This window comes from Synechococcus sp. A15-127 (assembly GCF_014280215.1).
Lineage (GTDB): Bacteria > Cyanobacteriota > Cyanobacteriia > PCC-6307 > Cyanobiaceae > Parasynechococcus.
Genome location: NZ_CP047948.1, coordinates 1,731,444 through 1,757,454, shown reverse-complemented (window position 1 = coordinate 1,757,454; position 26,011 = coordinate 1,731,444). Strand labels below are relative to the sequence as shown.

Sequence of the window (26,011 nt, the reverse complement as noted above, 5' to 3'; positions counted from 1 at the left end):
GGAACGCGTCCCCGATCAGAGGTACTTGGAGATGGTGCCGGAAAGGGTTGCCTTGGGAACGGCACCAACGACGGTGTCAACCTTCTGCCCACCCTTGAACACCATCAGCGTGGGGATGCTGCGGATACCGTACTGACTGGCGACGTTGGGGTTCTCGTCGGTGTTGAGCTTGAAAACCTTGATCTGACCTTCAAATTCCTTGGCGATCTCGTCAACGATCGGAGCGACCATGCGGCAGGGTCCGCACCATGGGGCCCAGAAATCGACAAGAACCGGCACATCACTCTGGAGAACGTCCTGCTCGAAGGAAGCGTCAGTGACCGGAGCGGCGCTGGACATAAACCCGGAGTGGATTGCGAGGAATGTAGCAACGAAATCCAGGCCTTTCAGACATCCGGTGGACGCCCTTGGAATCAGCGGTGGCTCCGCAAAAAGAGAGAAAGCCCGAGCTCGTCGGGCCGGGGTGTGTGAGGAGTGTGTGGACCTAGGCCCGCACACTCCTCGACCCTAACTCCGGGATCCGGTTGCGTCTCCGCTCCAGGTCGGAGTTGTTGCGGATTACTTGCCCATCCCCAGATGTTGTGCTTTCTGATACACCTTCCCTTCCGTCAACAGGGATGGGGCCACCACCACCTCCACCTCCTGCATGTCCCGCAGCGTCTTGGCTCCAAGGGTGCCCATCGAGGTCTTCAGAGCACCGAGCAGGTTGTGGGTGCCGTCGTCGAGCAGTGCGGGACCGCGCAGGATCCGCTCGATGCTTCCAGTGCTGCCGACGTTGATGCGCGTTCCGCGTGGCAGAACAGGGCTCGGGGTCGCCATGCCCCAGTGGAACCCACGACCCGGTGCCTCATCAGCACGGGCGATCGGGGAGCCGATCATCACCGCATCGGCTCCGCAGGCGATGCACTTACAGATATCTCCGCCGGTGACGATGCCACCATCCGCCACGATCGGCACGTGGCGCCCGCTCTCCTGTTCGTAGTCGCGACGGGCGGCTGCACAGTCGGCCACCGCTGTGGCCTGGGGAATGCCGACTCCCAGAACCCCACGGGATGTGCAGGCGGCCCCCGGACCGATTCCCACCAGAACGCCGGCGGCACCGGCCCGCATCAGCTGCAGGGCGACTTCGTAGGTGACGCAGTTGCCGATCACAACGGGAACCCCCATGTCGCGGCAAAGGGCTTCCAGGTCAAGGCTGGCCCGTCCCTCAGGTCCGATGTGCTCCGTCGACACCACGGTCGCCTGAACAAAAAACAGATCAGCACCGGCTTCCGCGATCGCTGACCCGAAGCGCATTGCGGCCACAGGGGTGCCGCTGACCGCGGCGATGCCGCCCCTCTCTTTGATCTCCCTGATGCGCTGCCGGATCAGTTCTTCCTGCACAGGAGCGCTGTAAAGCTCCTGCATGAGCGGCACAAAGGCGTCCTTCCCGACCGCTGCAATCCGATCCAGGATCGGGTTGGGATCTTCATAACGGGTCTGCACGCCCTCGAGGTTCAGAACCCCCAGCGCTCCCAGTTCCGACAACCTCGCAGCCATGGCGACATCGACAACCCCGTCCATGGCGCTGGCGATGATCGGAATCTCCCGCTCGATCCCCCCGAGGCTCCAATGGGTGTCAGTGACGTCGGGATCGACGGTCCTTCCCCCGGGCACCAGGGCGATTTCATCAATTCCGTAGGCCCGGCGAACGGTCTTGAAGCGTCCGAGCTGAATGTCCACCGCGCGGTCTGGTCGAGTCGGTTCAAGCTACCAACCGGGATTGACCGCAGTGCCGCTCGGCAAGGGGGACTCAGCGTCCGATCACCTTGTCCCAGCGGGCCCGAAGCGAGCTGATCACCTCGGCACGATCACTTCTGCGGATCAGGTTGGTCAGGCTGAACCGCACCAGCCAGATCAGGCCGATCAGTTCCAGCAGTCCTGAACCGACGGGCACGCTGTTGATCGTGCGGATGAGACCGCTGTAGATCTGCACGCCCACCACCAGAAGGATAAGGGCGGTGATCAGGCGGATCGGCAGTCGCAGCTGGATCCAGAGGACCTTGAGCTGATCTCCGTCAATCAGGCCCCGCAGCTTCTCCAGCAGCAGGTTCCATTCGCCGCCCTCGCTTTCGGCGTTCTCCTGAGCGGGGATCGTCACGCTGGCCGTGATGGTCGGTTCCGCGGAAGGCGCTGGTGTGGGAGCCGGTGTCGGCTCCGGGGTCACGGCAGGGGTTGGGGCCGGCGTTGGAGCTGGTGTCGGCTCCGGCGTCACAGTGGGAGTGGGGGCCGGTGTGGGTGTCGGACCGTCGCTCGCCGCAGCCTCGGAGAGGGGTTCGTCAGTCGGTCCCATGACACCGGCGAATCTGGAAACGGCAGCCTATCTGAGGTTTTTGAGATGTTCCGCAGGCCGAGATAAACTGAAGCGAGGCAGACAATCCCTTGTATGGCGGTTTCAGTGGGGCCCGGAGGCGGCGGTCCCGGCGATTCCGACGATCGAATCATCCAGACGGATCTGCGCAACGAAATGTCGCGTTCCTATCTGGAATACGCGATGAGCGTGATCGTGGGTCGGGCGCTGCCCGATGCCCGCGATGGGTTGAAGCCTGTGCATCGACGAATCCTCTATGCGATGTACGAGCTGGGGCTGACGAGCGATCGGCCCTACCGCAAATGCGCCCGTGTGGTGGGCGAAGTGCTCGGCAAATATCACCCCCACGGCGACACCGCCGTGTACGACGCGCTGGTGCGCATGGCCCAGGACTTCTCCATGTCGATGCCCCTGATTGATGGGCACGGCAATTTCGGCTCGGTGGACAACGATCCACCGGCGGCCATGCGATACACCGAATCGCGATTGCGGGCGCTGACCACCGACAGCCTCCTGGAAGACATCGAGGCGGAGACGGTTGATTTCGCCGATAACTTCGATGGCTCCCAGCAGGAGCCAACCGTGCTTCCGGCCCGGATCCCTCAGCTGCTGCTGAATGGTTCGGCGGGCATCGCCGTGGGGATGGCGACGAACATTCCGCCCCACAACCTCAATGAACTGATTGATGGCTTACTCGCGTTGATCGCGAACCCTGAGATCACCGATCAGGAGTTAATCCAACTGATCCCTGGCCCGGATTTCCCCACCGGTGGTCAAATCCTGGGGCGTGAAGGCATCCGCGAGACCTACCTGGGCGGCCGCGGCTCGGTGACCATGCGCGGAGTGGCCAACATTGAAACGCTCGAGGTGCCGGGACGCCCCGATCGCGATGCCGTGATCATCACGGAGTTGCCGTATCAGACCAACAAAGCGGCGCTGATCGAGCGCATCGCAGAGCTGGTCAACGACAAAAAGCTCGAGGGCATCTCTGACATCCGCGATGAGAGCGACCGCGATGGCATGCGGATCGTGGTGGAACTGCGCCGTGACGCCTACCCGCAGGTGGTGCTGAACAACCTGTTCAAGCTCACCCCGCTGCAGAGCAACTTCAGCGCCTACATGTTGGCGCTGGTGAATGGCGAGCCAATCCTGCTCACGCTGCGCAAGATGCTCGAGGTGTTCCTCGACTTCCGGGTCGAGACGATCGAGCGCCGCACCCGCTATTTGCTGCGCAAGGCCGAAGAGCGCGACCACATCCTGCTGGGCCTGCTGCTGGCGCTCGATCAGCTGGATCCGATTATTGCCTTGATCCGGGCTGCTCCCGATACGGCCACGGCTCGGCAACAGCTGCAGGAGCGCCATGGCCTCTCCGACGTCCAGGCCGATGCCATCCTGCAGATGCAGCTGCGTCGTCTGACGGCTCTGGAGGCCGACAAGATCCGGCTTGAGCACGAGGATCTGGTCACCAAGATCGCCGACTACAAGGACATCCTTGGCCGGCGTGAGCGGGTGTTCGGCATCATCCAGGACGAGCTCGGTCAGCTGCAGGAGCGCTACCCAGTACCACGCCGCACCGAAATCCTCGATCTCGGCGGTGGCCTGTCTGACATCGATCTGATCGCCAATGAGCGTTCGGTGGTGCTGCTCACCGAGACCGGTTACCTCAAGCGGATGCCGGTGAGCGAATTTGAGGCCACCAGCCGCGGCACCCGCGGCAAGGCCGGCACCCGCAGCCAGGGTGAAGATGCGGTGAAGCTGTTCATCAGCTGCAACGACCACGACACCTTGGTGCTGTTCAGCGACCGCGGTGTGTCGTATGCCCTGCCCGCTTACCGCGTGCCCCAGTGCAGCCGTGCGGCCAAGGGAATGCCAGTGGTTCAGCTGCTGCCGATTCCCCGGGAGGAGGCGATCACCTCGTTGATTCCGGTATCGGAGTTCAGCGACGACACTGATCTGCTGATGCTCACCCGTGGCGGTTTCATCAAGCGGACCCGTCTTTCGGCTTTCAGCAACATCCGCTCCAACGGTCTGATCGCCATCGGGCTCGAGGACGGCGACGCGCTCTCCTGGGTCCGTCTGGCCATCCAGGGAGACAGTGTGCTGATCGCTTCAAGAACCGGGATGACCATTCATTTCCGCCTCAGCGATGACGAACTGCGGCCTCTCGGGCGCAGCGCCCGCGGCGTCCGCGCCATGAACCTCCGGAAGGGGGACAGCCTGGTGAGCATGGATGTGCTGCCGGCTGAGCTGGCGGATCAGGTGGCCGCCAGTGATGCTGACGATGACGAGGGTGGCGATTCCGCTGCCGTCGAGGGGCCTTGGGTGCTGGTGGCCTCCGCCTCAGGACTCGGCAAACGGGTGCCGGTGACCCAGTTCCGCCTGCAGAAGCGAGCTGGGATGGGGCTGCGGGCGATCAAGTTCCGCACCGACGTTGATGCGCTGGTGGGTCTGCGGGTGCTTGGCGCCGGTGAAGAGCTGCTGCTGGTGAGCGAGAAAGGCGTGATCGTGCGCACCAGTGCAGATGCGATCCCACAGCAGTCGCGTGCTGCCACAGGCGTGAGGCTGCAACGCCTGGATAAGGGTGATCGCCTCTCGGAGGTTGTGCTGGTTCCCCCGGAAGCTGAGCAGGAGGACGACCAGGACGAGGACGCCACCGCAGTGGACGACTGACGTTGACGCACGATCCGGATGTGCTGGTGCTGGGTGGTGGTCCGGCCGCCCTCTGCATCGTGTCGGAGCTTGTCCGGCACGGCGTCTGCGTGGAGGGCATCGCACCGGAATCGGTGCATGCTCCCTGGCCGAACACCTACGGCATCTGGGCGTCGGAACTGGAATGCCTCGGTCTGCAGCATCTGCTGGCCCATCGCTGGAGCGACACGGTCAGTTACTTCGGAGAAGGGGGGGGGGCGGATCGCGATCGGGCCACGCTCCACGGCATCGACTACGGACTGTTCGACAGGGCTGCGCTGCAACGGCACTGGCTGGAGAACGCTGCGGGTGTGAGCTGGCATCAGGACGCGGCTGAGCGGGTGGATCCCGGCCTCGACCACACCACCGTTCACTGCCGCTCAGGTCTGCAGCGCCAGGCACGGCTAGTGATCGATGCCTCCGGTTCCCGCACCCCTCACATCAGGCGTCCCGACCATGGCCCAGTGGCGGGCCAGGCGGCCTACGGCGTGGTGGGACGCTTCTCCTCCGATCCGATCGCGCCTGGGCGGTTTGTGCTGATGGACTTCCGCTCTGATCACCTCACAGATCTCCAGAGAACGGAACCGCCCACGTTTCTGTACGCCATGGATCTGGGTGATGGCGTCTTCTTCGTGGAGGAGACCTCCCTCGCCCTGGCGCCAGCCGTTCCTGATGCGGTGCTGCAGCAAAGGCTTCAGCAGCGTCTGGATCGGCGTGGGGTTCGGATCACGGAGGTGATCCACGAGGAGTTCTGCCTGTTTCCGATGAACCTGCCGCTGCCGGATCGAACGCAACCTGTGCTGGCTTTCGGTGGGGCCGCGAGCATGGTGCACCCGGCCTCGGGGTACATGGTGGGTGCGCTGCTGCGTCGGGGTCCGAATCTGGCTCGGGCGATCGCTGAGGCACTGTCGGAGCGGCCCGGTCTGGGATCAGCCGCTCTGGCGCGTCGGGGCTGGCAGTCCCTCTGGCCCACGGAGCTGGTGTTGCGTCATCAGCTTTATCAATTCGGGCTGGGGCGTCTGATGGGGTTTCAGGACAGCTTGCTGCGCCGCCATTTCGAGACCTTCTTCTCCCTGCCTCAGGAGGAGTGGAGCGGCTTTCTCACCAACACCCTGCCTCTGCCCAGGCTGATGGCGGTGATGCTGCGACTGTTCGCCAAATCGCCGTGGGAGCTGCGCAGGGGGCTGGTTCTTGGCGCTCCCGCGGATCAGGCTCCGGTCTTCACCCAGTCCAGTGGCTGAATCAGGGGGAACAGGCGGTCATCCCGTCTGACGTTGTCCAGCCAATCCGCAGGCACATCCTGGCGCTCATCGATGGCGGTGATCAGGCACCAGAAGCGCTCGAGATGGCGTTCGATCCTTTCGCGAGCCAGTCCGGTGGTGGTGCCGGCCCTGAGGATGAAACTCCAGTCGGAGGATTGAGACAGCAGCAGCTCCCGGGCCGCCTGCCGCAGAAGCTCCAGGTCGCTCTCGCGGGCGACACCCTGGCTGCAGCGCCGCACCATGGCCTCACCCGCCCGCTCCCATTGCGGCACCACCCAGGCGTTGGTGTCGTTCAGCCAGTAGTTGTGGTAGCCACCCTGTCCCCAGCTGGAGGGACATGGATCGCAGAGCTGCAGCTGGCCGGCGCTGGTCAGCACATCCCGCAACCGTGTGAAGCCCACCCCCTGGTCGGGTCCCTGACGGAACAGTTCCGTCAGGAAGGCCGGTCCTTCGAACCACCAGTGTCCGAACAGTTCGGCGTCGAAGGGGGCGACCAGAAGCGGTGGCATCGCCATCGATCCCCCCAGCTGCCTGAGCTGGCGTTGACGTCCTTGCAGGTAGTGACGTGCGTGATCCCGGACCCGCCCAGCGGCGATGTCCGGTTCATAGGGCTGTTTCGCCTCCAACGGTGCACTGTGATCGGTCACGCGATGCAGCTTCAGGCTGAGCGGCCGCGGCTGGGAGAGTCCCAGTGGAGCCAGCCTCTCGAGGGGCAGATCCCAGCCCAGATCGCGATGGAATTCCCGGTAGTGCGGGTCGCCGGGATACCCATCCTTGGCGGACCAGACCGGCAGGGTCGCTTCACTGTCCCGCCCGAAGAAAGCGACGCCGTTACGGCTGCAGATCGGTGCGTAGACCCCGTAGCGCGGGCGCGGCCGGCCATGCAGCAGCCCGTGGGCGTCGAGCACCGCATAGCGAAGCCCGGCGTCGCGCATCCAGTGATCGAGGCCTTCGTAGTAGGCGCATTCGGGCAACCAGATGCCGAGAGGACGTTCGCCGATCAGGCGGTGGTGCTCACGCACCGCGGTGCGCAGCTGACCTCGGACGGCTTCCGGATGCTGTCGCAGCAGCGGCAGATAGCCGTGGGTGGCTCCGCAGGTGAGCAGATCCACGACATCCCGTCGCTGCAGAGCCGCGAAGCGGCCGATCAGGTCACCAGCGCAGGCTTTCCAGGCCCCCTGGTGCCGTTCGATGGTGGCAGCGAGGTGGTCGGCGGCGCTGCGCAGCTCCGGCGCGACCTCCAGAAGCAGGTCAAGACGCTGATCCAGCCAGCCGGGAAACCGCTGCCTGAGATCGGGGTCATCCAGCAGAGAGAGCAGGGTCGGTGACAGCCCGATAGTGACCTTCGGCTGACAGGCCGGATCCGCATCCGCCTGTTCCAGGGTCTCCAGCAGCGGGAGATAGCACTCGATCAGTGCCTGGAAGAACCAGTCCTCCTCAAGCGATCCAGGTTCCGCTGAGCGGACGTAGGGAAGATGGGCGTGAAGAACCAGGGCGATTGCGCCTTCGGTCACGGAACCACCCAATAAGTGGCTGAATTTAGACCGTATTTCTGCTGACTGAAGGCCGATCCGGAGACTCGCCTAGGATTGATCAACTCATAGTCAGTCCGACTAACGCCCGCCGCTGCAGTGTCGCCATGGCCAAGGACCCCGGTCGCGTCCTCATCTTTGACACCACCCTGCGGGACGGGGAGCAGTCCCCTGGTGCCAGCCTGAATCTCGAGGAGAAGCTGGCCATCGCTCAGCAGCTTGCACGGCTGGGAGTCGATGTGATCGAAGCGGGCTTCCCCTTCGCCAGCGCCGGTGATTTCGCTGCCGTGCAACGCATCGCTCAGCAGGTCGGCGGTGAATCCGGTCCGATCATCTGCGGTCTGGCCCGGGCATCGAAGTCCGACATCAAGGCCTGCGCTGATGCGGTGAAACCGGCTCTTCACAGCCGCATCCACACCTTCATCGCCACCAGCGACATTCATCTCGAGCACAAACTCCGCAAGAGTCGTCAGGAGGTTCTGGGGATCGTCCCGGACATGGTGAGCTACGCCCGGTCGCTCGTTGAGGATGTGGAGTTCTCCTGTGAGGACGCCGGACGCAGCGATCCTGATTTTCTCTACGAGGTGATCGAGGCGGCGATCAACGCCGGAGCCACCACCATCAACATTCCGGACACTGTGGGCTACACCACCCCCAGTGAATTCGGGACTCTGATCGCAGGGATCAACCAGAACGTCCCCAACATCGGGGAGGCGGTGATCTCGGTCCATGGCCACAACGACCTCGGCCTTGCGGTGGCCAACTTCCTCGAAGCCATCAAGAACGGAGCCCGGCAGCTGGAGTGCACGATCAACGGCATCGGAGAACGGGCCGGCAATGCCTCGCTGGAGGAGCTGGTGATGGCCCTGCATGTGCGCCGTCGTCACTACAACCCGTTCCTCGGGCGCGACGCTGACAGTCCGACACCGCTGACGGCGGTCCGCACCGAGGAGATCACCAAGACCTCACGACTGGTCTCCAATCTCACCGGCATGGTGGTGCAACCGAACAAGGCGATCGTCGGCGCCAATGCCTTTGCCCATGAGTCGGGCATCCATCAGGACGGCGTGCTCAAGAACCGGCTGACCTACGAGATCATCGACGCCCGAACCGTCGGCCTGAGCGACAACCGCATCTCTCTCGGCAAGCTCAGTGGCCGCAGTGCCGTGCGCGCCCGCCTCGAGGAACTCGGCTATGACCTCACCCGAGAAGATCTCGATGAGGCCTTCGCCCGATTCAAGGATCTTGCCGATCGGAAACGGGAGATCACGGACCGTGATCTGGAGGCGATCGTCAGCGAACAGGTGCAGCAGCCGGAAGCCCGCTTCCAGCTCAAGCTGGTGCAGGTGAGCTGTGGCAGCAGTCTGCGGCCAACGGCCACCGTCACCCTGAGTGACGATGACGCTGGCGAGCGAACGGTTTCGGCCGTGGGAACCGGTCCGGTTGATGCGGTCTGCAGCGCTCTGAACACGCTGGCCGGCATTCCCAACGACCTGATCGAGTTCTCGGTGAAATCCGTGACCGAAGGGATCGACGCTATGGGTGAAGTGACCATTCGACTCCGGCGCGATGGAAGTCTCTACTCCGGCCATGCCGCTGACACCGATGTGGTGGTGGCGGCGGCCATGGCGTTCGTCAACGCCCTGAACCGACTGGTGGCTGGGGAGGCCAAGCAATCGCTGCACCCGCAGAAGGATGCGGTGGGTCCCCCTTCCCGTCCGACGCTCTGAGACTGAGGCGATGCGCCGCACGTTCACCCGCGCTCTGCAGCTGGTGCTGCTGATCCTGCTGGCCCTGCTGGTGCTGGTTCCGTTGCTCTGGCTGGTCAGCACCTCCCTGAAGGGCCCCAGCGAGGACATCTTCAGCAGTCCGCCGGCGCTGCTGCCGGCAGAACCCAGCCTCGAGGCCTATTGGCGCCTGTTCCAAGACAACCCGCTCACGACCTATCTGCTGAACAGCACCGTGGTGAGCGTGCTGGCGGTGGTTGCCAACCTGCTGTTCTGCTCGATGGCGGCCTATCCCCTGGCGCGGATGCGCTTCGCCGGACGCGGGCTGGTGCTGGGTCTGGTGGTGGCAACGATTCTGATTCCGTTCCAGGTGGTGATGATCCCCCTCTACCTGCTGATGGTTCAGCTCGGACTCCGCAACACCCTGGTGGCCCTGGTGATCCCCCAGGCGGCGACCGCCTTCGGGCTCTACCTGCTGCGTCAGAGTTTTCTGGGGGTGCCTGTGGAACTGGAGGAGGCCGCCAGGATCGATGGCTGCAGCCGTCTGGGGGAATGGTGGAACGTGATGATTCCGGCGGCGCGGGCTGATCTGATCACGCTGGGCATGCTGGTGTTCATCGGCACCTGGAGCGATTTCCTCTGGCCGCTCGTGATCCTGGATGATCCAGGCCTCTACACGCTTCCGCTCGGTCTGCAGCAGCTTTCGAGCAGTTTTTCCCTCGACTGGCGGATCGTGGCTGCCGGGTCGGTGGTTTCGATCCTTCCGGTTCTTGTGCTGTTCGTGCTTCTTCAGCGCTTCATCCTCCCGAGTGCCAGTGGAGATGCCGTGAAAGGTTGAGCGGCACGGCCTTCGCTCTCTGAGAACAGTCGCTGGCCTAGAACAGCGCCTGATGCAGAGCGAAGGTGTCTCTCGAGGATCTCGACCGGCTGCTGGAGCTGCGCCATACCGATGCGGAGCTGGCGGCCCGCCTGGCCTCACCGATGGAGCTTCCCGAACTGATGGCCCTGGCGGCCGAGAGAGGCTTTCAGGTGAGTGGGGATGATGTGCTGCAGGCACGGGAGCGTGAGCTGGCCCAGCGCAGCTCCGAGGATCTGCAGCGGGAACAGGGCGAGGAGGCCCGTCGTCTGCGGCATTTCATTCACGGCTGACGCCGGCCCGCCGTTGTCGGCAGCACAGGCGGCCGTGTCGCCGTTGACCTCTGAGACCAGCTCCGTCCCGGAGACTGAAGGGATGGATCAGATCAGCATGTCGTTCTGGCAGGACGCAGCGGACTCGAGCTCGAGATGGATCTCAGTCGCCGAACACCTCACCGAATCGGCGGAACTCAAACCGCTGCTCTCCACAGAGGAACGTGCGACGGACCTCTGTGATCCCTCCAAGTTCCTGAGCTGGAACGATCTGGTCGGGGAGCGCTAAAGCGTCAGACGGTCAGATTCACCACATCAGGTGTTTCACCGTGCACTTCGCCGATCCAGCGGGCGTGGGTGACGGCTCCCTCATGGGTGTGAAACACCCAGGCATCCTCCACGGAATCGCGCACTTCGATCTGACTGCTCGATGCGTTCACGCCGAGGTAGAGCCCCTGGGAACAGGACCTCAGCACAAAACGTTCTGCGTATTTGGTGGGCATCAGCTGTGAAAGGGCTCTCTTTGAGCGATAGCTGACGTCGAGCCCGGCAAATCCCATGTTTGGAATCTCTACTGATTTTCACTCGCTGAGGGTTAATAAGCTGCTTTGTTGGTCCATCAGTGTGTCCGGTGGACTGAACCGCAGCTGATGGCCTCCGTCGCGGAACCACGGTTCGTCGCAGGTCAGAAGCTGGAGGGCATCGGCTTCCAGTCCCCAGGTATCGCGCAGATAAACGGCGATCAGCGATGGTTCCGCCGCCTGTGGCTGCTGCCAGTGCACCAGAGCCAGTTCTCCCGGTCGGCAGGTGAGCGTCACCAGGCGGTGATGAGCAACGCCGTCGGGTGCCGGCTGTTCGAGTTCTTCGCAACGCTCCTGGCAGACGAACAGTCGCAGGGGGCCGTTCTGATCCGGCTGCGGCAGGGGGTACTTGTTCAGATACAGGCTGCGAGCACGCCGGAAGGCCGCTCCCGGAGCTCTGGACATCAGGGCGGTGTAGGCCTCCTGCAGGGTGCTGCTCACGGCTGGATGAATGAAGCCGTTCCAGTGTCCGTGATCAGGAGGAGTGGCTGACGTGGGAAGATGGTGACAATTTCGGGATTGGACCGCGATGGCGCTGCATCGCTCCCGCTACCGGCTGGTAGGCCTGGATGGTCTGCCGCATCCGGTGCTTGATGCCCATTACGACACGCTTGAGACGGCTCTGGACGAAGCGCGCTCCTGGTGTGCCGGTCAGGGTGCGGCTTGCGCCCTCGCCGGCCGCGGAATCGCCGTGGAGGTGAGAACCGGCAGCGGTAACTGGCGCACCATCGACTATCCGGTCAGTTGCCTGAAACGACCGATGTCTTCCGCTCCATGAACTGGGTCAGCATCGATCTCTGTGTGGTGCCGATCGGAGTGGGCGTCAGCCTGTCGCCGTACATCGCCGCCTGTCAGAGGGTGATTGAGGCTGCTGGTCTGGAGCATGAACTCGGAGCCAACGGAACGGCGATCGAAGGACCCTGGGATGAGGTGATGGCCTGCGTGCGGGCCTGTCACGACGAGCTGCACCGGCTGGGAGTCCCGCGGGTCTACACCACCCTCAAGTTGAACACCCGCGCAGACCGACATCAGTCATTCCGCGAGAAGGTCGAGGCTGTGAAGCGGGAGCAGACCTCCTGAAATCTGGAGATGTTCGGGTGAATCAGCGAATTCGGTGTCTGATTCTGAGACCAATGAGACCAGTAAGCTGATGTTCCGTGCGGAGCTCCGTTCTCACCGTGCTGGTGCTGGCGTTCACGGTCGGACTGGGGCACCAGTCACCGGCGAAGGCCACGACCTGGGATCAGATCGGCGGTTATCTGCGTCTGATCCAAAGCGCCGGCATCGAGGCGATGGTGGCGAACGACTGCCCGCTGGGGTTGTTCGGGGCCTATCACGCCGGTCGTGATGTGTTGCTGATGTGCGGCAACAACATTCCCGATGACCCCGCTGTCGTCTGGGAGGTGCTGGCCCATGAGTCGGCCCATGTCATGCAGGTCTGCAAGGGGGGGAATCTGATGCCCGAGCAGTTGCTGGCTGAGGAGATGGAGGCGACGATTGACAAGGGTGCTGACACGTTTCACGAGCTGGCCCTCTACCGAAGCGGCCGACACCATGTGGAGGCTGAGGCCAGGGTCGTGCAGGCGCTGCCTGCTCAGCACGTGGAAGCCCTGTTCATCAAGCATTGCGGCGATCGCCTTGACCCCTGATCCGTTGCAGCCTCTGCATCGGGATCCGTGGCTGCTGGCGGTGAACAAGCCGGCTGGATTGCTTAGTCAGCCCGGGCTGGGAGCAGACCAGCAGGACTCTCTGATCACACGGCTGCGGGTGGGGGATGGCGATCTGCATCTGGTTCACCGTCTCGACCGGGACACCTCGGGAGTTCTGCTACTGGCACGCGGGCTGGAGAGCCTGCGCCGCTGCAGTGCCCTCTTCGCCCAACGCCGGGTGAACAAGCTCTATCTTGCCGAAATTGATGGTGCGCTCACCGGGCAGGGCTGCCTTGATGCCCCACTGGCCCGGCTGCAGCGCCAGCCGCCTCGCTACGGACGTCATCCCGACGGGCGCAGCAGCTGCACGATCTGGCGTGTCCGACGTGCCGTCAACGGTCGCACTCAGCTCTGGTTGAGGCCGTTGACCGGCCGCTCCCACCAGCTTCGTGCCCATCTGGCCGACATCGGCCATCCGATTGTTGGGGATCCGATCTACGGCGGCAGCCCGGCAGGGCGGCTGCATCTGCACGCCCTGGCGCTGGGTTTCAGGCATCCCTTCTCAGGTGCGCGTCTCCGTCTTCGCTCCCCCAGTCCGTTGCCATGGCCATCCCACCGGATCTGATCGGCTACACCGCCGCCACCCTGACCACAGCCAGCTTCTTCCCGCAGGCGATCAAGACCTTGCGCAGTGGTGACACCCGTGCCATCTCTCTCGGAATGTATGCCCTGTTCACATCGGGCGTGGCGCTGTGGTCCGTCTACGGGCTGCTCGCCGCTGATGGTCCTGTGCTGGTGGCGAATCTGATCACCCTGCTGCCGGCGGCGGTCGTGCTTCAGCGCAAGCTCACCAGCTGAGACTCCCGGTCGGTTGAGCCGGTGCTTCAGACCGAGAGACCGCGACGCGCCGGGATCGGATAGGGGATGCGTCGATGCCGCATCCGTCGCCAGACCTGGACGAAAGCACGCACCACCAGTTCCACCTCGGTCCGGCTCAGGGTGCTCTTGCGCAGCTGCCCGTCCTGCTGACGCGACTCGACGATTCGTCTCACCGTGTCGCGGGCCTGGTCATCGGAGGTGTCCGGAGGCAGGGAGCGCAGCGCCGCTTCGCAGCCGTCGGCGAGCATCAGCACGGCGGTCTCCCGGGATCGGGGTGCCGGTCCGCGGTAGCGGAAGCGGCTCTCATCGACATCGGGATCCCGTTCTCGGGCCTTGTGCAGGAAGTACCCCATCTTCAGGGTTCCCTGATGCTCCGGAATGAAATCGGCGATCGGCCGTGGCAGTCGGTGCCTGCGGGCCAGTTTCAGCCCCTCGTCCACATGCGCCTGAAGCACCGCGGCGCTGGCTTGAGGATCATCGAGGCTGTCGTGGGGGTTCGGGCCATCCTTCTGGTTTTCGATGAACCAGTTGGGGGCGTGGAGTTTGCCGACATCGTGGTACAGCGAACCTGTGCGGATCAGATCGACGTCGGCGCCGATCGCCCGGGCTCCCTCCTCCGCGAGACCGCAGATCATCAGGGTGTGCTCGAAGGTGCCAGGCGCCTCGCAGGACAGCCGCCGCAGCAGGGGTCTCTCCTGATCGGCCAGTTCCAGCAGCCGGGCCCGGGTGAGCAGTCCGAAGGACGACTCCAGCACGGGGATCAGCAGCAGAGCCAGCATCAGCAGGATGCCCAGCAGCAGCGACTCGGCCGCCAGTTCATCGAGATTCGGATTGGTGGCCCCCCAGATCCGCCAGCCCGTGAGCGGTTGCAGCTGGAGCATCAGCCACTGGCCGAGCAGTGCTCCGATCGGCAGCATCACCGCCAGCTGAAGCAGCTGGCCGCGGCTGCGCTGCCGCCCGGCGATCAGTGCTCCGGCAGCGGCGACGACCGCTGCCATCAACAGGCGTCCGTCCCCGAGACCGTTTACCGGTTCCGGCCAGAGCAGCGCCGCGATCGACATCCAGACCAGGCCGCATCCCGTGCCCAGCCCCTCGGTGATCACCAGGGTCGGCGGCACCAGCACCGCCAGAGGGCTGATCGAGCCCTTGAACCAGAGCTTGGCGCCCTGCACCAGCAGCAGCAGGGCCAGCGCCAGCAGGGCATGGCGCACTTCAAGTCCGGGGCGTTCGCGGCGCATCACCAGCAGCATCACGGCGCAGGAGGCCAGCGCCTCGATGAAATGGCGGAACCAGATCGCGGGCTGCGGCTCCCGCCGGACCTTGCCGAAGTAGTCGAGAACGTCGTAGGCCTGAGGACTGATCGGCTCCCCCTTGCGGGTGATCAGGTCTCCCGCCCGCACCTCGATGGTGGGAATTCCCTGTTTGGTGAGCTGCGTTTCGATCAGCTGCTTGCTGAGGTTGGGATCCGTGCGCAGATTGCTGCTGCCCTGGAGCGTGCCGCTGAGTAGCTTGGCGGCAAGCGACCGTGCCGCCGGTTCTTCGGCCACGAGATCACGCACCTGCAGCCGCACCGCTTCCCGGAGCTGCCCCTCGGCGAGACCGCTCACCAGCCCCTGGCTGAGCATGCGGTCAGCCGCTCTGCGCAGGGCGTCATCCCAGGCGAGACGCTCGTTTTCGCTGCGTTTCTGCAGCCAGCGCTGTTCGTTCGCGTCGAGATTGACCGGCCCGACCCGCGCGGCTGAGCCGGTGAGGCTGACCTGTTGCAGTTCCCCGAGCTGCCGTTCCAGGCGTTGTCGGAGCTCGAGCGTCTGCTGACGGTCGATCACCTGAACCACCGAGCGGGCCAGGAGGTTGGAGCGTCGCTGCTCCAGAGCTGTGCTGTCCTGAACCAGGGCAGCCTTGGGGGCGACGGCATCGAACGGCGCCAGAGAGCCCGGCTGCAGATCCGGCTTGAGCAGCCAGGGCAGGCTCGACACCATGGCAACAGCGAGGCAGAGCACCAGCACCGCCGACAGCTGAAGTCGGCTCCAGCGCAGCAACCTCCTGGCCGGTGCTTCATCACGCAGCCAGCGTCGCCAGAGGCGGCTCACACGCGGAAGGCCTACCAAATCGTGGGCGCTGACCCCTTAACGCTAGCTCTCCCTTGCAGGCATGCTGGACGCAGTGTGAACCTGATGGCATGGCCCTGCGCCTGGATGGCAAGGTGCTCGCAAAAGCCGTTGAACACAGGCTCTCCGCTGTGATCAAGGAGCATCAGTCCGGCATCGGTCGCCCGCCGGGACTGGCGGTGCTGCGCGTCGGCGATGACCCGGCCAGCGCCGTGTACGTCGCCAACAAGGAGAAGGCCTGTGCCCGCATCGGCGTGGCCAGTTTCGGAGCTCACCTGGCGGCCGAGACGGCGGCGGACGCGGTGCTCGGCAGCATCCGTGAATTGAATGCGGATCCCAGGGTGGATGGAATCCTGCTGCAGCTGCCGCTGCCCGACGGACTCGATGAGAGGCCGCTGCTGGAGGCGATTGATCCGGAGAAGGATGCCGACGGACTGCACACGCTGAATCTGGGCCGTCTACTCAAAGGGGAATCCGGCCCGCGCAGCTGCACGCCCGCGGGCGTGATGGCGATGCTGCGCAGCAACGGCATCGACCCGGCCGGCAAGCGTGCGGTCGTGATCGGTCGGAGCATCCTGGTGGGACAGCCGATGGCGCTGATGCTTCAGGCGGCCAATGCCACGGTGACGGTGGCCCATTCACGCACCGTGGATCTTGCCGCGCACACTTTGGAAGCCGACATCCTTGTGGTGGCGGCCGGTCGCCCCGGGATGGTTGGGGCGGAGCATGTGCGTGCCGGAGCTGCCGTGGTGGATGTGGGCATCCATCGCCGTCCCGAAGGAGGGCTGTGCGGTGATGTGGTGGCCGCCGAGGTGGAGCCGATCGCTGCTGCGCTTTCCCCGGTGCCGGGGGGCGTCGGACCGATGACGGTGACGATGCTGCTGGTGAACACGGTGGTGGCCTGGTGCCGCCGCCATGGGATCGACCATGGCCTCGATGATCTGATTGTCTGAGATTTGCAATGGCGTTCCACTGGCTTTTTCCGACACCGGTGCTGCAGGTGGATCTGACTCCCGAGGCCGGCGTGGCCGCGGCGATGGATGCCGAGCTGGTCACCTTTGACCGTGAGGTGTTCGCCCATCCTGAGTTCAGCGACCGCAACAACCTCACCGGTGATCTGCTGGGTCGTGCCGGTCTGGACCAGGTGCATCGACTGGAGGCCTTTCAGTGGCTGAACCGTCAGCTGGCCCTGCATGTGAGTGGGTTCCTGCAGGAGCTGCTTGGGCCGGCCCATGGGCTGGAGGTCCATATTCAGAAGGCCTGGCCGGTGGTCTGTGCGCAGGAGGGGGGGACGATCGAACCCCACACCCATCGCAACGCCCAGCTCAGTGCCGTCTTCTATCTCCGCACGGAGGCGGACAACGCCACCGGCGAACTGGAGTTCCAGGCACCGGAGGATTACTTCAGCCACGTGATGGCGATTCCTTACAGGGATGCCGCCGCCTCAGGCGGTGTCTTCGCGCCGAAGCAGCATCGTCTGCTGCTGTTCCCATCGGATCTCACCCACCGGGTGACGCCTTATGAGGGGAGCTCCCCGCGGTACTCCGTCTCCTACGACCTCGCCATCACCACGCCCCCCGGGGAGGGACGGGAGATGCGCATGCCCCACCCGATGGACTGGGTGCCCCTGAGCGGTATGGGCCCGGCCTGAGAGAATCCCGCCAGTTTCGGGTTCTCCATGACCGCTGCGGCGACCTCCCCCGACAGAGTTCCGGCACCGGCGGACAGCTTTGATTTCAAGGCTTACCTGACCAAGGCGAAAGCCACGGTGGAGCAGGCTCTTGATGCCGCTCTGCTGCCGGAGCGTCCGGAATCCCTGCGGGAGGCGATGCGCTACTCGCTGCTGGCCGGCGGCAAGCGGTTGCGGCCGATCCTCTGCCTGGCCGCCTGCGAACTGGCCGGTGGGGAGGCGGAGCTTGCCGTTCCCACCGCGGTGGCTCTGGAGATGATCCACACCATGTCGCTGATCCACGACGATCTGCCGGCGATGGATGACGACGATCTGCGGCGGGGCCGACCCACCAACCACAAGGTCTACGGCGAAGCGGTGGCGATTTTGGCTGGTGATGCCCTGCTCACCCGCGCCTTCGAGATGGTGGCGCTGCGCAGTCCCGGTGTTCCGGCGGAGCGCCTGCTCAAGGTGGTGGGGGAGCTGTCGCTGGTGGCCGGTGCCCCCGGACTGGTGGGCGGTCAGGTGGTGGATCTGGAGAGCGAGGGCAAGCAGGTGGACCTCGACACGCTCGAGTACATCCATCTGCACAAGACAGGAGCGCTGCTCAGTGCCTGTGTGATCACCGGCGCCATGATCGGCGGCGCCGAAGACGACCTGATCGTGGCTCTGCGCACCTACGCCCGCGGCATCGGCCTGGCGTTCCAGATCATCGACGACATCCTGGATATCACCGCCAGCAGTGAGGTTCTCGGCAAAACCGCCGGCAAGGATCTGATCGCTGACAAGACCACCTATCCGAAGCTGCTGGGTTTGGAGGAGTCCCGCAAGCGGGCTGATGTGCTGGTGAATGAAGCCAAGGACGTGCTCAAACCCTGGGCGGAAAGGGCCCTGCCGCTGCTGGCCCTGGCGGACTTCATCACCAGTCGCGACCGATGATCGAGACCGTTCCAACCCATGCCGTTCTGTTGGAGGTGCTCGACAACGCTTCCCTGGCCTGGGGGCTGGCGGCCTGCGGCATCGCCCAGCTCTCGAAACTGTTCATCGAACTGATCCAGCACCGGCGCTGGCGCCCGGCTGTGCTGATCGAAACCGGGGGGATGCCTTCCAGTCACTCCGCTCTGGTGACGGGTACCGCGGCCTGCGTGGGCTGGACGCTGGGATTCGATCACCCGCTGTTCGCGCTGGCGGCGATGATCGCCTTTGTGGTGATGTACGACGCCAGCGGCATCCGGCGGGCAGCCGGGTTCACCGCCGAACGGGTCAATGCCCTCCCCGCTGAACTCTGGCAGGAGAGCTTCGAGAAACCCCTCAAGGAAAGCCTGGGCCACAGCCGGCTTCAGGTGCTGGTCGGCAGCCTGATCGGTCCCGCCATCGCCCTGCCGGGACTCGCACTGCTGGGATCACCACTTCATCTGTTCGGAGTGCTGCTGGGGTGAACGCCGGGGCTGAACTCACCGGTGATCAGCAGATCGCATCCGATGCCTTCGCGGCATGGCTGGCGTCGCCGGCTGATGGAACGCCGTTCGTGCTGAGCGGTTTCGCCGGCAGCGGCAAGACGTTCCTCTCGATGCGTCTGCTGCGTCAGGTGGAGGCCAGTGGCCTCTGCTGGACCGTGGTGGCTCCGACCCACAAAGCGGTGGGAGTGCTGCGTCAGGCCCTTGAGCTGGAGGGCCTCAACCCTGCCTGGTACCCCTCCACGATTCATCGCCTGCTGCGGCTGAAGCTGAAGCGGCAGGGCGACATCGAGCTGTGCGAGCCGACGGAGCAGACGGCGATGGCCCTGGAGCATCTCGGACTGGTGCTGGTGGATGAGGCCTCCATGGTCGACAGCACGCTTCTCGGGATCGCCCTTCAGTGCGCTCACCCCTTCAAGACCAGGTTGGTGTTCGTCGGTGATCCGGCTCAGCTGCCTCCGGTGGGTGAGGAGAGCAGCCCGGTGTTCGCCATGCAGCGCGCCTGCTCGGCTGCTCTGCGCCAGGTGGTGCGCCATCAGGGGCCTGTGCTGCAGCTGGCTGGAGGCCTGCGGGAAGGTCGGCTGCCTTGTCAGATGCCGCCGCTGCTGCCGCCGATCCGGGATCCGCAGGGCCAGGTGCGCAGCCTTGTGCAGAAGGACTGGCTGCAGGAGGCTCGCCGCGCACTCCGGGAGGCTTCCGTCCAGGACAATCCCGATGCGGCCCGCATCCTCTGTTACACCAACCGCACCCTGGACCGTCTGGTGCCCCATGCCCGACGGGCCATTCACGGGGAGATGGCCGATCAGATGCCGGTGCTGCCGGGAGAGGTGCTGATCAGCCGCACAGCCGTGATGGCTCCGGCCTCCCGCGACGGGGAGGAGACGGGGGAGGAGCCGGACATGGTGCTCGGCTCCAATCGCGAGGTGACCGTGCGGGATGTGAAGCCGGAGTCCTGTGATCTGGTGGATTTCGGGCTGTCGGCCGCGGATGGCCCCGTGCCCGTGATCGAGACCCTTTCGGCCAGCGTCAGTGCCGGGGAGCTTGAGCTGACCCTGAGGCTTCAGCCCCCGGTGGGCAGTGAGGCGCGGCAGCTGCTGGATGCGGTGATGCAGCGGTTGCGGCAGCAGGCACGGGACGCGGGCAAGAAGGACGGCCGATCCATCTGGCGCCGTTTCTTCCTGATCCGCGATGCCTTCGCGTCTCTCGGGCCGGCGGCCGTGCTCACGGTGCATCGCAGCCAGGGCAGCAGCTTCGGGGATGTCTTCGTGGCCCCCGATGTGTTCCGGGCTGATCCCTCCATCCGTCAGCAGCTCTGTTATGTGGCGGTGTCGCGGGCCCGAACGGGGGTCTGGCTGATCGGTGCGGACGCCTCCGCAACGGTTCAGGCGGCCTGGCGGCGTGAGTTCGAGGGCTTCTCCGGCGTCGGTTGAGCGGCAGCGCCGATTCAGACCCCAGGCTCGGTCGGGGCATTCCAGCGGGCGATGGCCTTCTCGCAGCGGGCCTGCACCTGATCGGCGTTCTCGCCGTAGTTCCACTCGAGGAGGTCCTCCATGATCTGCATCTGCCCTCCCAGACCCCCCAGATCGCAGGTGCGGCGGGCCCGTTGCAGCGGAGAGCTGAACACGGCGGCGAAGCTCTGTCGCGTGAGGATCGGTGCGAGCGCCCTGGCCTCCTCCTCTCCCTGGCGCAGCAGCCACAGTTGCCGTTGACGTTGCTCTTGCCCGGTGGACATGACGCAGCGGGGCGGTCCCGCTCAGGATGACCATCGCTGAGAGGGCCGACTGCAAGCTGGATCACAGCCTGAGGATCAGGGCGGCCAGTCCGATGCAGACGGCCAGACTCGCCACTCCGAGGAGGGCTTTCCAGAAGGCCGTGCTGCGTGGATTCAGCAGGTCATCGGGCATGTTGGCCTTCAGCTCTGCGGAGAAGTCTCGCTGCGCTCGGGAAGGAAGGGAAAGGTGGTCTGCAGGCTGCGTTCCAGAGCACCCGGCAACGCCGCGTGAACGCTGTTCTCCTCCACCTCGTAGCGCTCCGCGAGGATGACCGGATCGTCCAGGTCCAGCGTGCAGCTGCGGATCGCCGGACGCAGCCTGTGATCGCCCCCGCCGCTGCTGGCGGTGGAGAAGCTGCCCTCCATCGCGGCCCAAGCGCGGCAGGCGTGCATGGCCTCCAGCAGCGATCCGTACATGCGCTGAGGCTCATCGCGCCGGGCACTGACCACATCCATCCCGATCAGCGGCATGGCCGTGATGGTCAGAACGATGCAGAACCGCAGCATGCTTCGGATCGCCGGGGGAGTGTTCAGTGATCCTTCCGCCCTAGCCAGATCCCGGCCATCCGCGGGATCTGTTCCCAATCTCTTCGGAGGCGGATGACAGGCCGCTTACTGACGCACCTCGAACCAGTCGTCGCCGGTGACCGGCAGCTGGCTCGGTTGAACTCTCAGCACCTGGGCACCCGGTGGGCCCTGCTCACACCAGGCCCGCAGCTCCGCGATGGCCATGGGAGCGCCTTCGGCCTGCACCTCCACGGATCCGTCCCTGCGGTTGCGCACCCAGCCGCGCACTCCAAGGTCCAGGGCGCGACGGTTGCAGCTGGCCCGGAATCCGACGCCCTGGACCTTCCCCTGGATGATCAGGCGCCAGCGTTCGATGAAGGGTTGGATGCGTTGCGGACGCGTCCGGCTGACGAAGCGCTTGCTGATGGTATCGGCTCGGTTGCGAGCGCGTCGCGCCATCGGCAGCAGATCGTCGAACAGCTGGCCCAGTGCATGTGAATCCAGCTCGCGTGAAGCGTCCGATCCCCCCATCCTTCCAAGCGTCGTTGGGTTCGCCACCCATCAATTTCCCACAGCGCCGATCCCTCTGAGTCGCGGTCCAGGCTCCAGCGGTGGAAGGCATGACCCCGCAGTCGCTCTCCCCGACGCACCAGCAGTCCGTCGCTGGTTGCCGTCAGCGTGCGGTAGCCGACATCCAGCTGGCCGCGGCTGGCATGGAACGGCAGGGATCCGGCCATGGAATGGACGGCTCCGTCGAGGTCACTGAGCGAGCGGCCCAGCAGCAACATGCCGCCGCATTCGGCGTACACCGGTCGACGGCGCGCGAAGCTCCGCAGCGCATCGAGGCTGCGCCGGCAGCTGCTCAGCTGAGCCGCGTGCTGCTCCGGGAAGCCTCCGGGGAGGATCAGCCCTCTGGCGTTCTCCGGCAGCGGCTCATCGGCCAGAGGGCTCCAGGGGAGCAGAGGCATGCCCATCCGCTCCAGCAGTTCCCCGGTTTCGGGGTAGCGGAAGTGGAAGGCGGCATCAGCCGCCACCGCGACCGGCATGGGGGTGCCTTCCCCCGACGGACACTCCGCCAGCGGGTCCTCACCGCTGGTGGGCGCCGCCATCAGCGGCAGCAGTCGCGGCAGATCCAGATGGTTGGAAGCCAGCTCCGCCCAGCGAGCCCGTCGCTCCGCGGTGCCGTTGAGTTCATGGGCGGGGGCCAGTCCGAGATGACGGCTGGGCAGCTGCAGATCCTCGCTGCGGGGCAGGCAGCCGAGCAGGGGCACCTCGAGCCTCTCCAGCACCTCCGCCAGCAGCTCCCGGTGGCGGCTGCTGCTGACGCGATTGAGCACCACACCCGCCAGGTTCAGGTTGGGGTCGTGGTCGCGGAAGCCGCGCACCAGGGCGCCGAGGGAGGCGGCCTGGCCACCGGCATCGACCACCAGCAGCACCGGCAGATCCAGCAGCCGTGCGGTGGCGGCGCTGCTGCCCGTTTCACTGCTGCCGATGCCGTCGAACAGCCCCATTACCCCTTCCACGAGGGCATGGTCGGCCGTGCTCCCGTAGCCGTGGAAGGCCCGGCGCACCCAGGACTCACCACAGAGATTGCTGTCGAGATTGCGGCAGGGACGCTGCGAGATCGCACTCAGCAGCTGAGGATCGAGATAGTCAGGCCCGACCTTGAAGGCCTGGATCGAGCGTCCCTGGGACCGCACCCAGCTCAGCAGGGCGAGGCTGAGCAGGGTCTTGCCGCTGCCGCTGGCCGGAGCGGCGATGACAACGGCCATGAAATCCGATCAGCTCAGGCGAGCAGCCTGGCAGCCAGAGGTGCGGCGGCGGCCAGAAGCGGGTTGGTGCTGTCATGGCCGCCACTGAGCAGACGGGCCACATCCATCTCGGGCGTGGAATGCTGGGCGGGTACGACTTCCTCATGCAGATCCAGGCTGGCCATGCCGCCGCCTTCGAGTCGCATGCAGCCACCCGACTCGGCGCAGAGGATCACGCAGACGCCCTTGCCGTCGTCCGGCTGGCAGATCAGACGGAGACCCACCAGCTGGCCGGCGTGAACGCTGGGCTGGCCCATCGGCACGGACATCAGCTGGAAGATCACCTCGGTGCCGTCCGCACGGTGGAAGCGGGCGGCGGTGCCCTCTTCCGTCGCTTCGGTGTGGTCGAGGCTCCAGCCCAGTCGATCGGCGATCCAGGCCGCCAGAAGCAGGCCCTGTGCGGGGTGATGGCCTTCCACATCGATGTCGAGCCGCACGATGTGGCTAAGTGCATCGCGGCGGTGCGGCGGATCGAACACCATCGCCAGGGTTTCGCGCCAGCTGCTCAGACGCAGCCAGTTGAGGTCGTTCACGGGTTGACCGGTGGTCACCCAGTGACGCAGCAGATCGAGGCAGTGACGCGGGCTGCCGATGGCCGTGTCGATGATCAGGCGACGGGGGGCACAGGCCAACTGCTCCATCAGGGCCGGAGCCTCATCCAGGAAGCCGTTCCACCAGACCCAGGAGGGCATCGAGGGCGGCAGCAGTGGCTGCAGGATGTTCATGCCGTCCTGCAGGGCGTTGTGGCTGCCCCGCAGCACCACCACGTCACCGCAGGCGGCGGTTCCACCGCCTTCCTCCGGCAGGGGGCAATAGGCCGCCACAAGGGTTTCCAGCCCCTTGCCGGAATCGATGGTGGGGGCCAGGGTGATCAGTCGGCGGGGCTGAAGCGCGCTGAGGGCCGGGTCGATGTACTGACCGCGCAGATCCTCCGACTGGATCTGGCCATCGAAACCGGCGGCCGCGGCGATCACCTCTCCATCGAGAGGGGGGGTGCTGAGCGGTAGATCGGCGTCCGCGACCACCTGACGGCCGGCGGCCACCAGGGAGTCGGATTGCTGGCCGGTGATCGGCCCCTTCAGGCGACCGCTGCGCACCAGCTGCTGTTCGGCCCAGGCCGGCTGCCAGATCAGCAGAGAGAACGTGTTGGCGCCGGTGCCGGTGCTCCCCTGCTGCTCCGGGGACCAGAGCTGTTCGAGGTAGGTGGGCACCTCTGAGGGCGCCAGTTCCAGGGGGGTCTGAAGCGTGAGCTGAGGGGACATGGTTCGGACGGAGAGGGGTGGAACAGGGATCAGGCGATGTCAGGGACGGCGCCAGAGCAGTCCGTCGCGGGCGAGCAGGGCATCGGCGGCCGCCGGTCCCCAGGTGCGGGATTCATAGGGATGGATCGGCAGCTGCCAGGGGCTGTCCTCGATCAGTTCCAGCAGCGGGGTGTACAGGCGCCAGGCGGCCTCCACCTCGTCGCTGCGGGTGAACAGGGTGGGGTCGCTGAGCATGGCGTCGGCCAGCAGGCGCACATAACCCTCATCGGAGGGTTCACCGAAGGACTCGTCGTAGGAGAACTCCATGTCGATCGGCCGGCTGCGCATACCGGAGCCGGGAGATTTCACCTCGAAGCGGAATTCAGCCCCTTCATCCGGCTGGATGCGCAGGATCAGCTGGTTGGAGGTGGGGCCGCCGTTTGCGGCATCGAACAGGTGCACCGGCGCTTCGCGGAAGGTGAGCACCACTTCACTGACGCGCTTGGCCAGACGCTTGCCGGTGCGCACGTAGAAGGGAACGCCCTGCCAGCGCCAGTTGTCGATGAACAGCTTCAGGGCGACGTAGGTCTCCGTGGTGCTGTTCGGGTCGACGCCCGGTTCCTGGCGGTACCCAGCCAGGGGAGACTTCTTGCTGCCACCGGGTCCGTACTGGCCGCGGATGCAGCAGTTCCAGGGCTCCAGTTCATCAGCGAGCCGGGCGGCCTGCAGCACCTTGGCCTTCTCGGTTCGGATCGCTTCCTGGTCGAAGCGACCGGGTGCCTCCATGGCGGTGATCGCCAGCATCTGGGTCAGATGGTTCTGCACCATGTCCCGCAGGGCTCCGGAGGTTTCGTAGTACCCGGCTCGTTCCTCGACGCCGACGGTCTCGGCGGCGGTGATCTGAACGCTGGAGATGTAGTTCCGGTTCCAGATCGGCTCGAAGATCGTGTTGGCGAAGCGCAGCACCAGGATGTTCTGGACCGTCTCCTTGCCCAGGTAGTGGTCGATGCGGAAAATCTGGTTCTCCTGACCGCAGCTCTGAACCACCCGGTTGAGGGACTGGGCGCTGCCGTAATCGCGCCCGAAGGGCTTTTCGATCACCACGCGGCTGCGCTTGGGATCCTTCAGCAGGCCGGCATCCGCCAGGGCACGACAGCCGCTGCCGTAGAACTTCGGTGACACCGAGAGGTAGAAGGTGCGGTTGCCGCGGGTGGCGCACTGCTGATCGATCTGCTCGAGGCGTCCCCCCAGACGGACCACATCCTGCGGCTGCTGCAGATCCACCGGCTCGTAGAAGAGCTTGGCGGAGAACTGCTCCCAGGCCTGGGGGTCCTCCTCGATCTTCGCCGCCAGTGCCTCGGTCATCTTGCTGCGGAACATCTCGTCGCTCCAGGGGCGTCGGGCACAGCCGAGCAGCGCGAACTCACTGGGCAGACGGCGCTGCTTGAACAGCTCGAACAGGGCCGGCACCAGCTTGCGATGGGTCAGATCACCGCTCGCCCCGAAAATCACCAGACACTGGGGTGCGATGACGCGTTCCTGACGAAGTCCAACCCTCAGGGGATTGGTGATCGTGGCGACCATGAAGCACAGGCGTCTGCCGCTGGTTTAGGCACGGAAGCGGAATTGCACAGTGCTTCAGAACATCCCG

General features: G+C 65.2%; 29 protein-coding genes. 16 read left to right on the top strand and 13 right to left on the bottom strand.

The genetic code is table 11. The features are described 5' to 3' along the window. Positions 1-15 precede the first annotated feature (15 nt). From trxA to SynA15127_RS09330, 3 genes are all read right to left on the bottom strand, one after another. Entirely contained in the window at positions 16-339 is a 324-nt protein-coding gene (gene trxA / locus SynA15127_RS09340; protein WP_043692066.1) for a thioredoxin, read from the bottom strand. Between the two features lie 219 nt (positions 340-558). Then, positions 559-1,722, bottom strand: a complete 1,164-nt coding sequence (locus tag SynA15127_RS09335; protein ID WP_186483824.1) for a GuaB3 family IMP dehydrogenase-related protein — start codon at positions 1,720-1,722, stop codon at positions 559-561. A gap of 70 nt (positions 1,723-1,792) precedes the next feature. Then, on the bottom strand, positions 1,793-2,332 hold the full coding sequence (locus tag SynA15127_RS09330) for a CAAD domain-containing protein (protein ID WP_186483823.1): 540 nt from the start codon (positions 2,330-2,332) through the stop codon (positions 1,793-1,795). A 93-nt stretch (positions 2,333-2,425) separates the two neighbouring features. Between SynA15127_RS09330 and gyrA the strand changes: the two genes are divergently transcribed. Both gyrA and crtL read left to right on the top strand, forming a co-directional pair. Next, complete coding sequence (gyrA, locus tag SynA15127_RS09325) at positions 2,426-5,020, top strand: DNA gyrase subunit A (RefSeq protein ID WP_186483822.1); 2,595 nt, start codon at positions 2,426-2,428, stop codon at positions 5,018-5,020. A 2-nt stretch (positions 5,021-5,022) separates the two neighbouring features. Then, positions 5,023-6,279, top strand: coding sequence for a lycopene beta cyclase (gene crtL / locus SynA15127_RS09320; protein WP_186483821.1), 1,257 nt, complete (start codon positions 5,023-5,025; stop codon positions 6,277-6,279). Here the strand turns inward: crtL and SynA15127_RS09315 are convergent. Next, complete coding sequence (locus tag SynA15127_RS09315) at positions 6,246-7,814, bottom strand: glycoside hydrolase family 57 protein (RefSeq protein WP_186483820.1); 1,569 nt, start codon at positions 7,812-7,814, stop codon at positions 6,246-6,248. The two genes, crtL and SynA15127_RS09315, sit on opposite strands and share 34 nt — an antisense overlap. A gap of 125 nt (positions 7,815-7,939) precedes the next feature. Between SynA15127_RS09315 and SynA15127_RS09310 the strand changes: the two genes are divergently transcribed. The 4 genes from SynA15127_RS09310 to SynA15127_RS09295 all read left to right on the top strand — a co-directional run bounded on the left by SynA15127_RS09310 (position 7,940) and on the right by SynA15127_RS09295 (position 10,976). Beyond that, complete coding sequence (locus SynA15127_RS09310) at positions 7,940-9,562, top strand: 2-isopropylmalate synthase (RefSeq protein WP_186483819.1); 1,623 nt, start codon at positions 7,940-7,942, stop codon at positions 9,560-9,562. Positions 9,563-9,572: 10 nt separating this feature from the next. Continuing rightward, on the top strand, positions 9,573-10,397 hold the full coding sequence (locus SynA15127_RS09305) for a carbohydrate ABC transporter permease (protein ID WP_043696774.1): 825 nt from the start codon (positions 9,573-9,575) through the stop codon (positions 10,395-10,397). Positions 10,398-10,462: 65 nt separating this feature from the next. Continuing rightward, complete coding sequence (locus SynA15127_RS09300) at positions 10,463-10,708, top strand: Nif11-like leader peptide family RiPP precursor (protein WP_186483818.1); 246 nt, start codon at positions 10,463-10,465, stop codon at positions 10,706-10,708. An 82-nt stretch (positions 10,709-10,790) separates the two neighbouring features. After that, positions 10,791-10,976 (top strand): hypothetical protein, encoded by a 186-nt coding sequence (locus SynA15127_RS09295; RefSeq protein WP_186483817.1) that lies wholly within the window; start codon positions 10,791-10,793, stop codon positions 10,974-10,976. A gap of 4 nt (positions 10,977-10,980) precedes the next feature. Here SynA15127_RS09295 and SynA15127_RS09290 read toward each other — a convergent pair whose 3' ends face one another. Together SynA15127_RS09290 and SynA15127_RS09285 are read right to left on the bottom strand one after the other, a co-directional pair. Continuing rightward, positions 10,981-11,190: a hypothetical protein gene (locus SynA15127_RS09290; RefSeq protein ID WP_186483816.1), complete on the bottom strand. Its 210-nt coding sequence runs from the start codon at positions 11,188-11,190 to the stop codon at positions 10,981-10,983. 78 nt (positions 11,191-11,268) lie between these two features. Further along, on the bottom strand, positions 11,269-11,709 hold the full coding sequence (locus SynA15127_RS09285) for a hypothetical protein (protein WP_186483815.1): 441 nt from the start codon (positions 11,707-11,709) through the stop codon (positions 11,269-11,271). Between the two features lie 88 nt (positions 11,710-11,797). On the opposite strand from SynA15127_RS09285, the gene SynA15127_RS09280 reads away from it, so the two are divergent. The 5 genes from SynA15127_RS09280 to SynA15127_RS09260 all read left to right on the top strand — a co-directional run bounded on the left by SynA15127_RS09280 (position 11,798) and on the right by SynA15127_RS09260 (position 13,775). Further along, entirely contained in the window at positions 11,798-12,046 is a 249-nt protein-coding gene (locus SynA15127_RS09280) for a hypothetical protein (RefSeq protein WP_186483814.1), read from the top strand. Then, the gene (locus SynA15127_RS09275) at positions 12,043-12,348 is read left to right on the top strand and encodes an MTH1187 family thiamine-binding protein (RefSeq protein WP_186483813.1); all 306 of its coding nucleotides are present in this window, start codon (positions 12,043-12,045) and stop codon (positions 12,346-12,348) included. Before SynA15127_RS09280 ends, SynA15127_RS09275 begins: the two co-directional genes overlap by 4 nt. Before the next feature lie 77 nt (positions 12,349-12,425). After that, a complete protein-coding gene (locus SynA15127_RS09270; RefSeq protein ID WP_186483812.1) occupies positions 12,426-12,917 on the top strand; it encodes a hypothetical protein in 492 nt (163 codons plus the stop codon). A 4-nt stretch (positions 12,918-12,921) separates the two neighbouring features. Next, positions 12,922-13,542 (top strand): RluA family pseudouridine synthase, encoded by a 621-nt coding sequence (locus SynA15127_RS09265; protein ID WP_255475454.1) that lies wholly within the window; start codon positions 12,922-12,924, stop codon positions 13,540-13,542. Continuing rightward, entirely contained in the window at positions 13,521-13,775 is a 255-nt protein-coding gene (locus SynA15127_RS09260; RefSeq protein ID WP_043692008.1) for a SemiSWEET family sugar transporter, read from the top strand. The genes SynA15127_RS09265 and SynA15127_RS09260 overlap by 22 nt, the downstream gene beginning before the upstream one ends. Positions 13,776-13,801: 26 nt before the next feature. Here the strand turns inward: SynA15127_RS09260 and SynA15127_RS09255 are convergent, their stop codons facing one another. Next, on the bottom strand, positions 13,802-15,775 hold the full coding sequence (locus tag SynA15127_RS09255; protein ID WP_370594047.1) for an HDIG domain-containing metalloprotein: 1,974 nt from the start codon (positions 15,773-15,775) through the stop codon (positions 13,802-13,804). A 200-nt stretch (positions 15,776-15,975) separates the two neighbouring features. Here SynA15127_RS09255 and folD point away from each other — a divergent pair, with 200 nt between their 5' ends. From folD to SynA15127_RS09230, 5 genes are read left to right on the top strand one after another with little or no spacing between them, the layout of a single operon-like run. Next, entirely contained in the window at positions 15,976-16,857 is an 882-nt protein-coding gene (gene folD, locus SynA15127_RS09250; RefSeq protein WP_186483809.1) for a bifunctional methylenetetrahydrofolate dehydrogenase/methenyltetrahydrofolate cyclohydrolase FolD, read from the top strand. An 8-nt stretch (positions 16,858-16,865) separates the two neighbouring features. Continuing rightward, complete coding sequence (locus tag SynA15127_RS09245) at positions 16,866-17,555, top strand: TIGR02466 family protein (protein WP_186483808.1); 690 nt, start codon at positions 16,866-16,868, stop codon at positions 17,553-17,555. Between the two features lie 27 nt (positions 17,556-17,582). After that, on the top strand, positions 17,583-18,512 hold the full coding sequence (crtE, locus tag SynA15127_RS09240; RefSeq protein WP_186483807.1) for a geranylgeranyl diphosphate synthase CrtE: 930 nt from the start codon (positions 17,583-17,585) through the stop codon (positions 18,510-18,512). Further along, on the top strand, positions 18,509-19,012 hold the full coding sequence (locus SynA15127_RS09235) for a divergent PAP2 family protein (RefSeq protein WP_186483806.1): 504 nt from the start codon (positions 18,509-18,511) through the stop codon (positions 19,010-19,012). The genes crtE and SynA15127_RS09235 overlap by 4 nt, the downstream gene beginning before the upstream one ends. Next, on the top strand, positions 19,009-20,460 hold the full coding sequence (locus SynA15127_RS09230; RefSeq protein WP_186483805.1) for an ATP-dependent RecD-like DNA helicase: 1,452 nt from the start codon (positions 19,009-19,011) through the stop codon (positions 20,458-20,460). The genes SynA15127_RS09235 and SynA15127_RS09230 overlap by 4 nt, the downstream gene beginning before the upstream one ends. A gap of 14 nt (positions 20,461-20,474) precedes the next feature. Here SynA15127_RS09230 and SynA15127_RS09225 read toward each other — a convergent pair whose 3' ends face one another. From SynA15127_RS09225 to zwf, 6 genes are all read right to left on the bottom strand, one after another. Continuing rightward, complete coding sequence (locus SynA15127_RS09225; RefSeq protein ID WP_186483804.1) at positions 20,475-20,762, bottom strand: histidine phosphatase family protein; 288 nt, start codon at positions 20,760-20,762, stop codon at positions 20,475-20,477. A gap of 180 nt (positions 20,763-20,942) precedes the next feature. Next, positions 20,943-21,386, bottom strand: a complete 444-nt coding sequence (locus SynA15127_RS09220; RefSeq protein WP_186483803.1) for a hypothetical protein — start codon at positions 21,384-21,386, stop codon at positions 20,943-20,945. Positions 21,387-21,413: 27 nt separating this feature from the next. Next, positions 21,414-21,767, bottom strand: coding sequence for an acylphosphatase (locus tag SynA15127_RS09215; protein WP_186483802.1), 354 nt, complete (start codon positions 21,765-21,767; stop codon positions 21,414-21,416). Continuing rightward, a complete protein-coding gene (locus SynA15127_RS09210) occupies positions 21,665-23,080 on the bottom strand; it encodes a cobyrinate a,c-diamide synthase (protein ID WP_186483801.1) in 1,416 nt (471 codons plus the stop codon). The genes SynA15127_RS09215 and SynA15127_RS09210 overlap by 103 nt, the downstream gene beginning before the upstream one ends. A gap of 14 nt (positions 23,081-23,094) precedes the next feature. Further along, the gene (locus tag SynA15127_RS09205) at positions 23,095-24,381 is read right to left on the bottom strand and encodes a glucose-6-phosphate dehydrogenase assembly protein OpcA (protein WP_186483800.1); all 1,287 of its coding nucleotides are present in this window, start codon (positions 24,379-24,381) and stop codon (positions 23,095-23,097) included. Between the two features lie 39 nt (positions 24,382-24,420). Beyond that, entirely contained in the window at positions 24,421-25,944 is a 1,524-nt protein-coding gene (gene zwf, locus SynA15127_RS09200) for a glucose-6-phosphate dehydrogenase (protein WP_186483799.1), read from the bottom strand. Positions 25,945-26,011: the final 67 nt, after the last annotated feature.

Excerpts from the sequence above, each read along its gene's own strand:
- SynA15127_RS09280 (WP_186483814.1), top strand. The coding sequence starts at position 11,798 with ATGGCGCTGCATCGCTCCCGCTACCGGCTGGTAGGCCTGGATGGTCTG.
- trxA (WP_043692066.1), bottom strand. The coding sequence starts at position 339 with ATGTCCAGCGCCGCTCCGGTCACTGACGCTTCCTTCGAGCAGGACGTT.
- SynA15127_RS09305 (WP_043696774.1), top strand. The coding sequence starts at position 9,573 with ATGCGCCGCACGTTCACCCGCGCTCTGCAGCTGGTGCTGCTGATCCTG.
- SynA15127_RS09215 (WP_186483802.1), bottom strand. The coding sequence starts at position 21,767 with ATGGCGCGACGCGCTCGCAACCGAGCCGATACCATCAGCAAGCGCTTC.
- SynA15127_RS09255 (WP_370594047.1), bottom strand. The coding sequence starts at position 15,775 with ATGGTGTCGAGCCTGCCCTGGCTGCTCAAGCCGGATCTGCAGCCGGGC.
- SynA15127_RS09330 (WP_186483823.1), bottom strand. The coding sequence starts at position 2,332 with ATGGGACCGACTGACGAACCCCTCTCCGAGGCTGCGGCGAGCGACGGT.
- SynA15127_RS09225 (WP_186483804.1), bottom strand. The coding sequence starts at position 20,762 with ATGTCCACCGGGCAAGAGCAACGTCAACGGCAACTGTGGCTGCTGCGC.
- SynA15127_RS09290 (WP_186483816.1), bottom strand. The coding sequence starts at position 11,190 with ATGCCCACCAAATACGCAGAACGTTTTGTGCTGAGGTCCTGTTCCCAG.
- SynA15127_RS09260 (WP_043692008.1), top strand. The coding sequence starts at position 13,521 with ATGGCCATCCCACCGGATCTGATCGGCTACACCGCCGCCACCCTGACC.
- SynA15127_RS09295 (WP_186483817.1), top strand. The coding sequence starts at position 10,791 with ATGGATCAGATCAGCATGTCGTTCTGGCAGGACGCAGCGGACTCGAGC.
- SynA15127_RS09235 (WP_186483806.1), top strand. The coding sequence starts at position 18,509 with ATGATCGAGACCGTTCCAACCCATGCCGTTCTGTTGGAGGTGCTCGAC.
- SynA15127_RS09275 (WP_186483813.1), top strand. The coding sequence starts at position 12,043 with ATGAACTGGGTCAGCATCGATCTCTGTGTGGTGCCGATCGGAGTGGGC.
- SynA15127_RS09210 (WP_186483801.1), bottom strand. The coding sequence starts at position 23,080 with ATGGCCGTTGTCATCGCCGCTCCGGCCAGCGGCAGCGGCAAGACCCTG.
- folD (WP_186483809.1), top strand. The coding sequence starts at position 15,976 with ATGGCCCTGCGCCTGGATGGCAAGGTGCTCGCAAAAGCCGTTGAACAC.
- SynA15127_RS09245 (WP_186483808.1), top strand. The coding sequence starts at position 16,866 with ATGGCGTTCCACTGGCTTTTTCCGACACCGGTGCTGCAGGTGGATCTG.
- crtE (WP_186483807.1), top strand. The coding sequence starts at position 17,583 with ATGACCGCTGCGGCGACCTCCCCCGACAGAGTTCCGGCACCGGCGGAC.
- zwf (WP_186483799.1), bottom strand. The coding sequence starts at position 25,944 with ATGGTCGCCACGATCACCAATCCCCTGAGGGTTGGACTTCGTCAGGAA.
- SynA15127_RS09205 (WP_186483800.1), bottom strand. The coding sequence starts at position 24,381 with ATGTCCCCTCAGCTCACGCTTCAGACCCCCCTGGAACTGGCGCCCTCA.
- gyrA (WP_186483822.1), top strand. The coding sequence starts at position 2,426 with ATGGCGGTTTCAGTGGGGCCCGGAGGCGGCGGTCCCGGCGATTCCGAC.
- SynA15127_RS09310 (WP_186483819.1), top strand. The coding sequence starts at position 7,940 with ATGGCCAAGGACCCCGGTCGCGTCCTCATCTTTGACACCACCCTGCGG.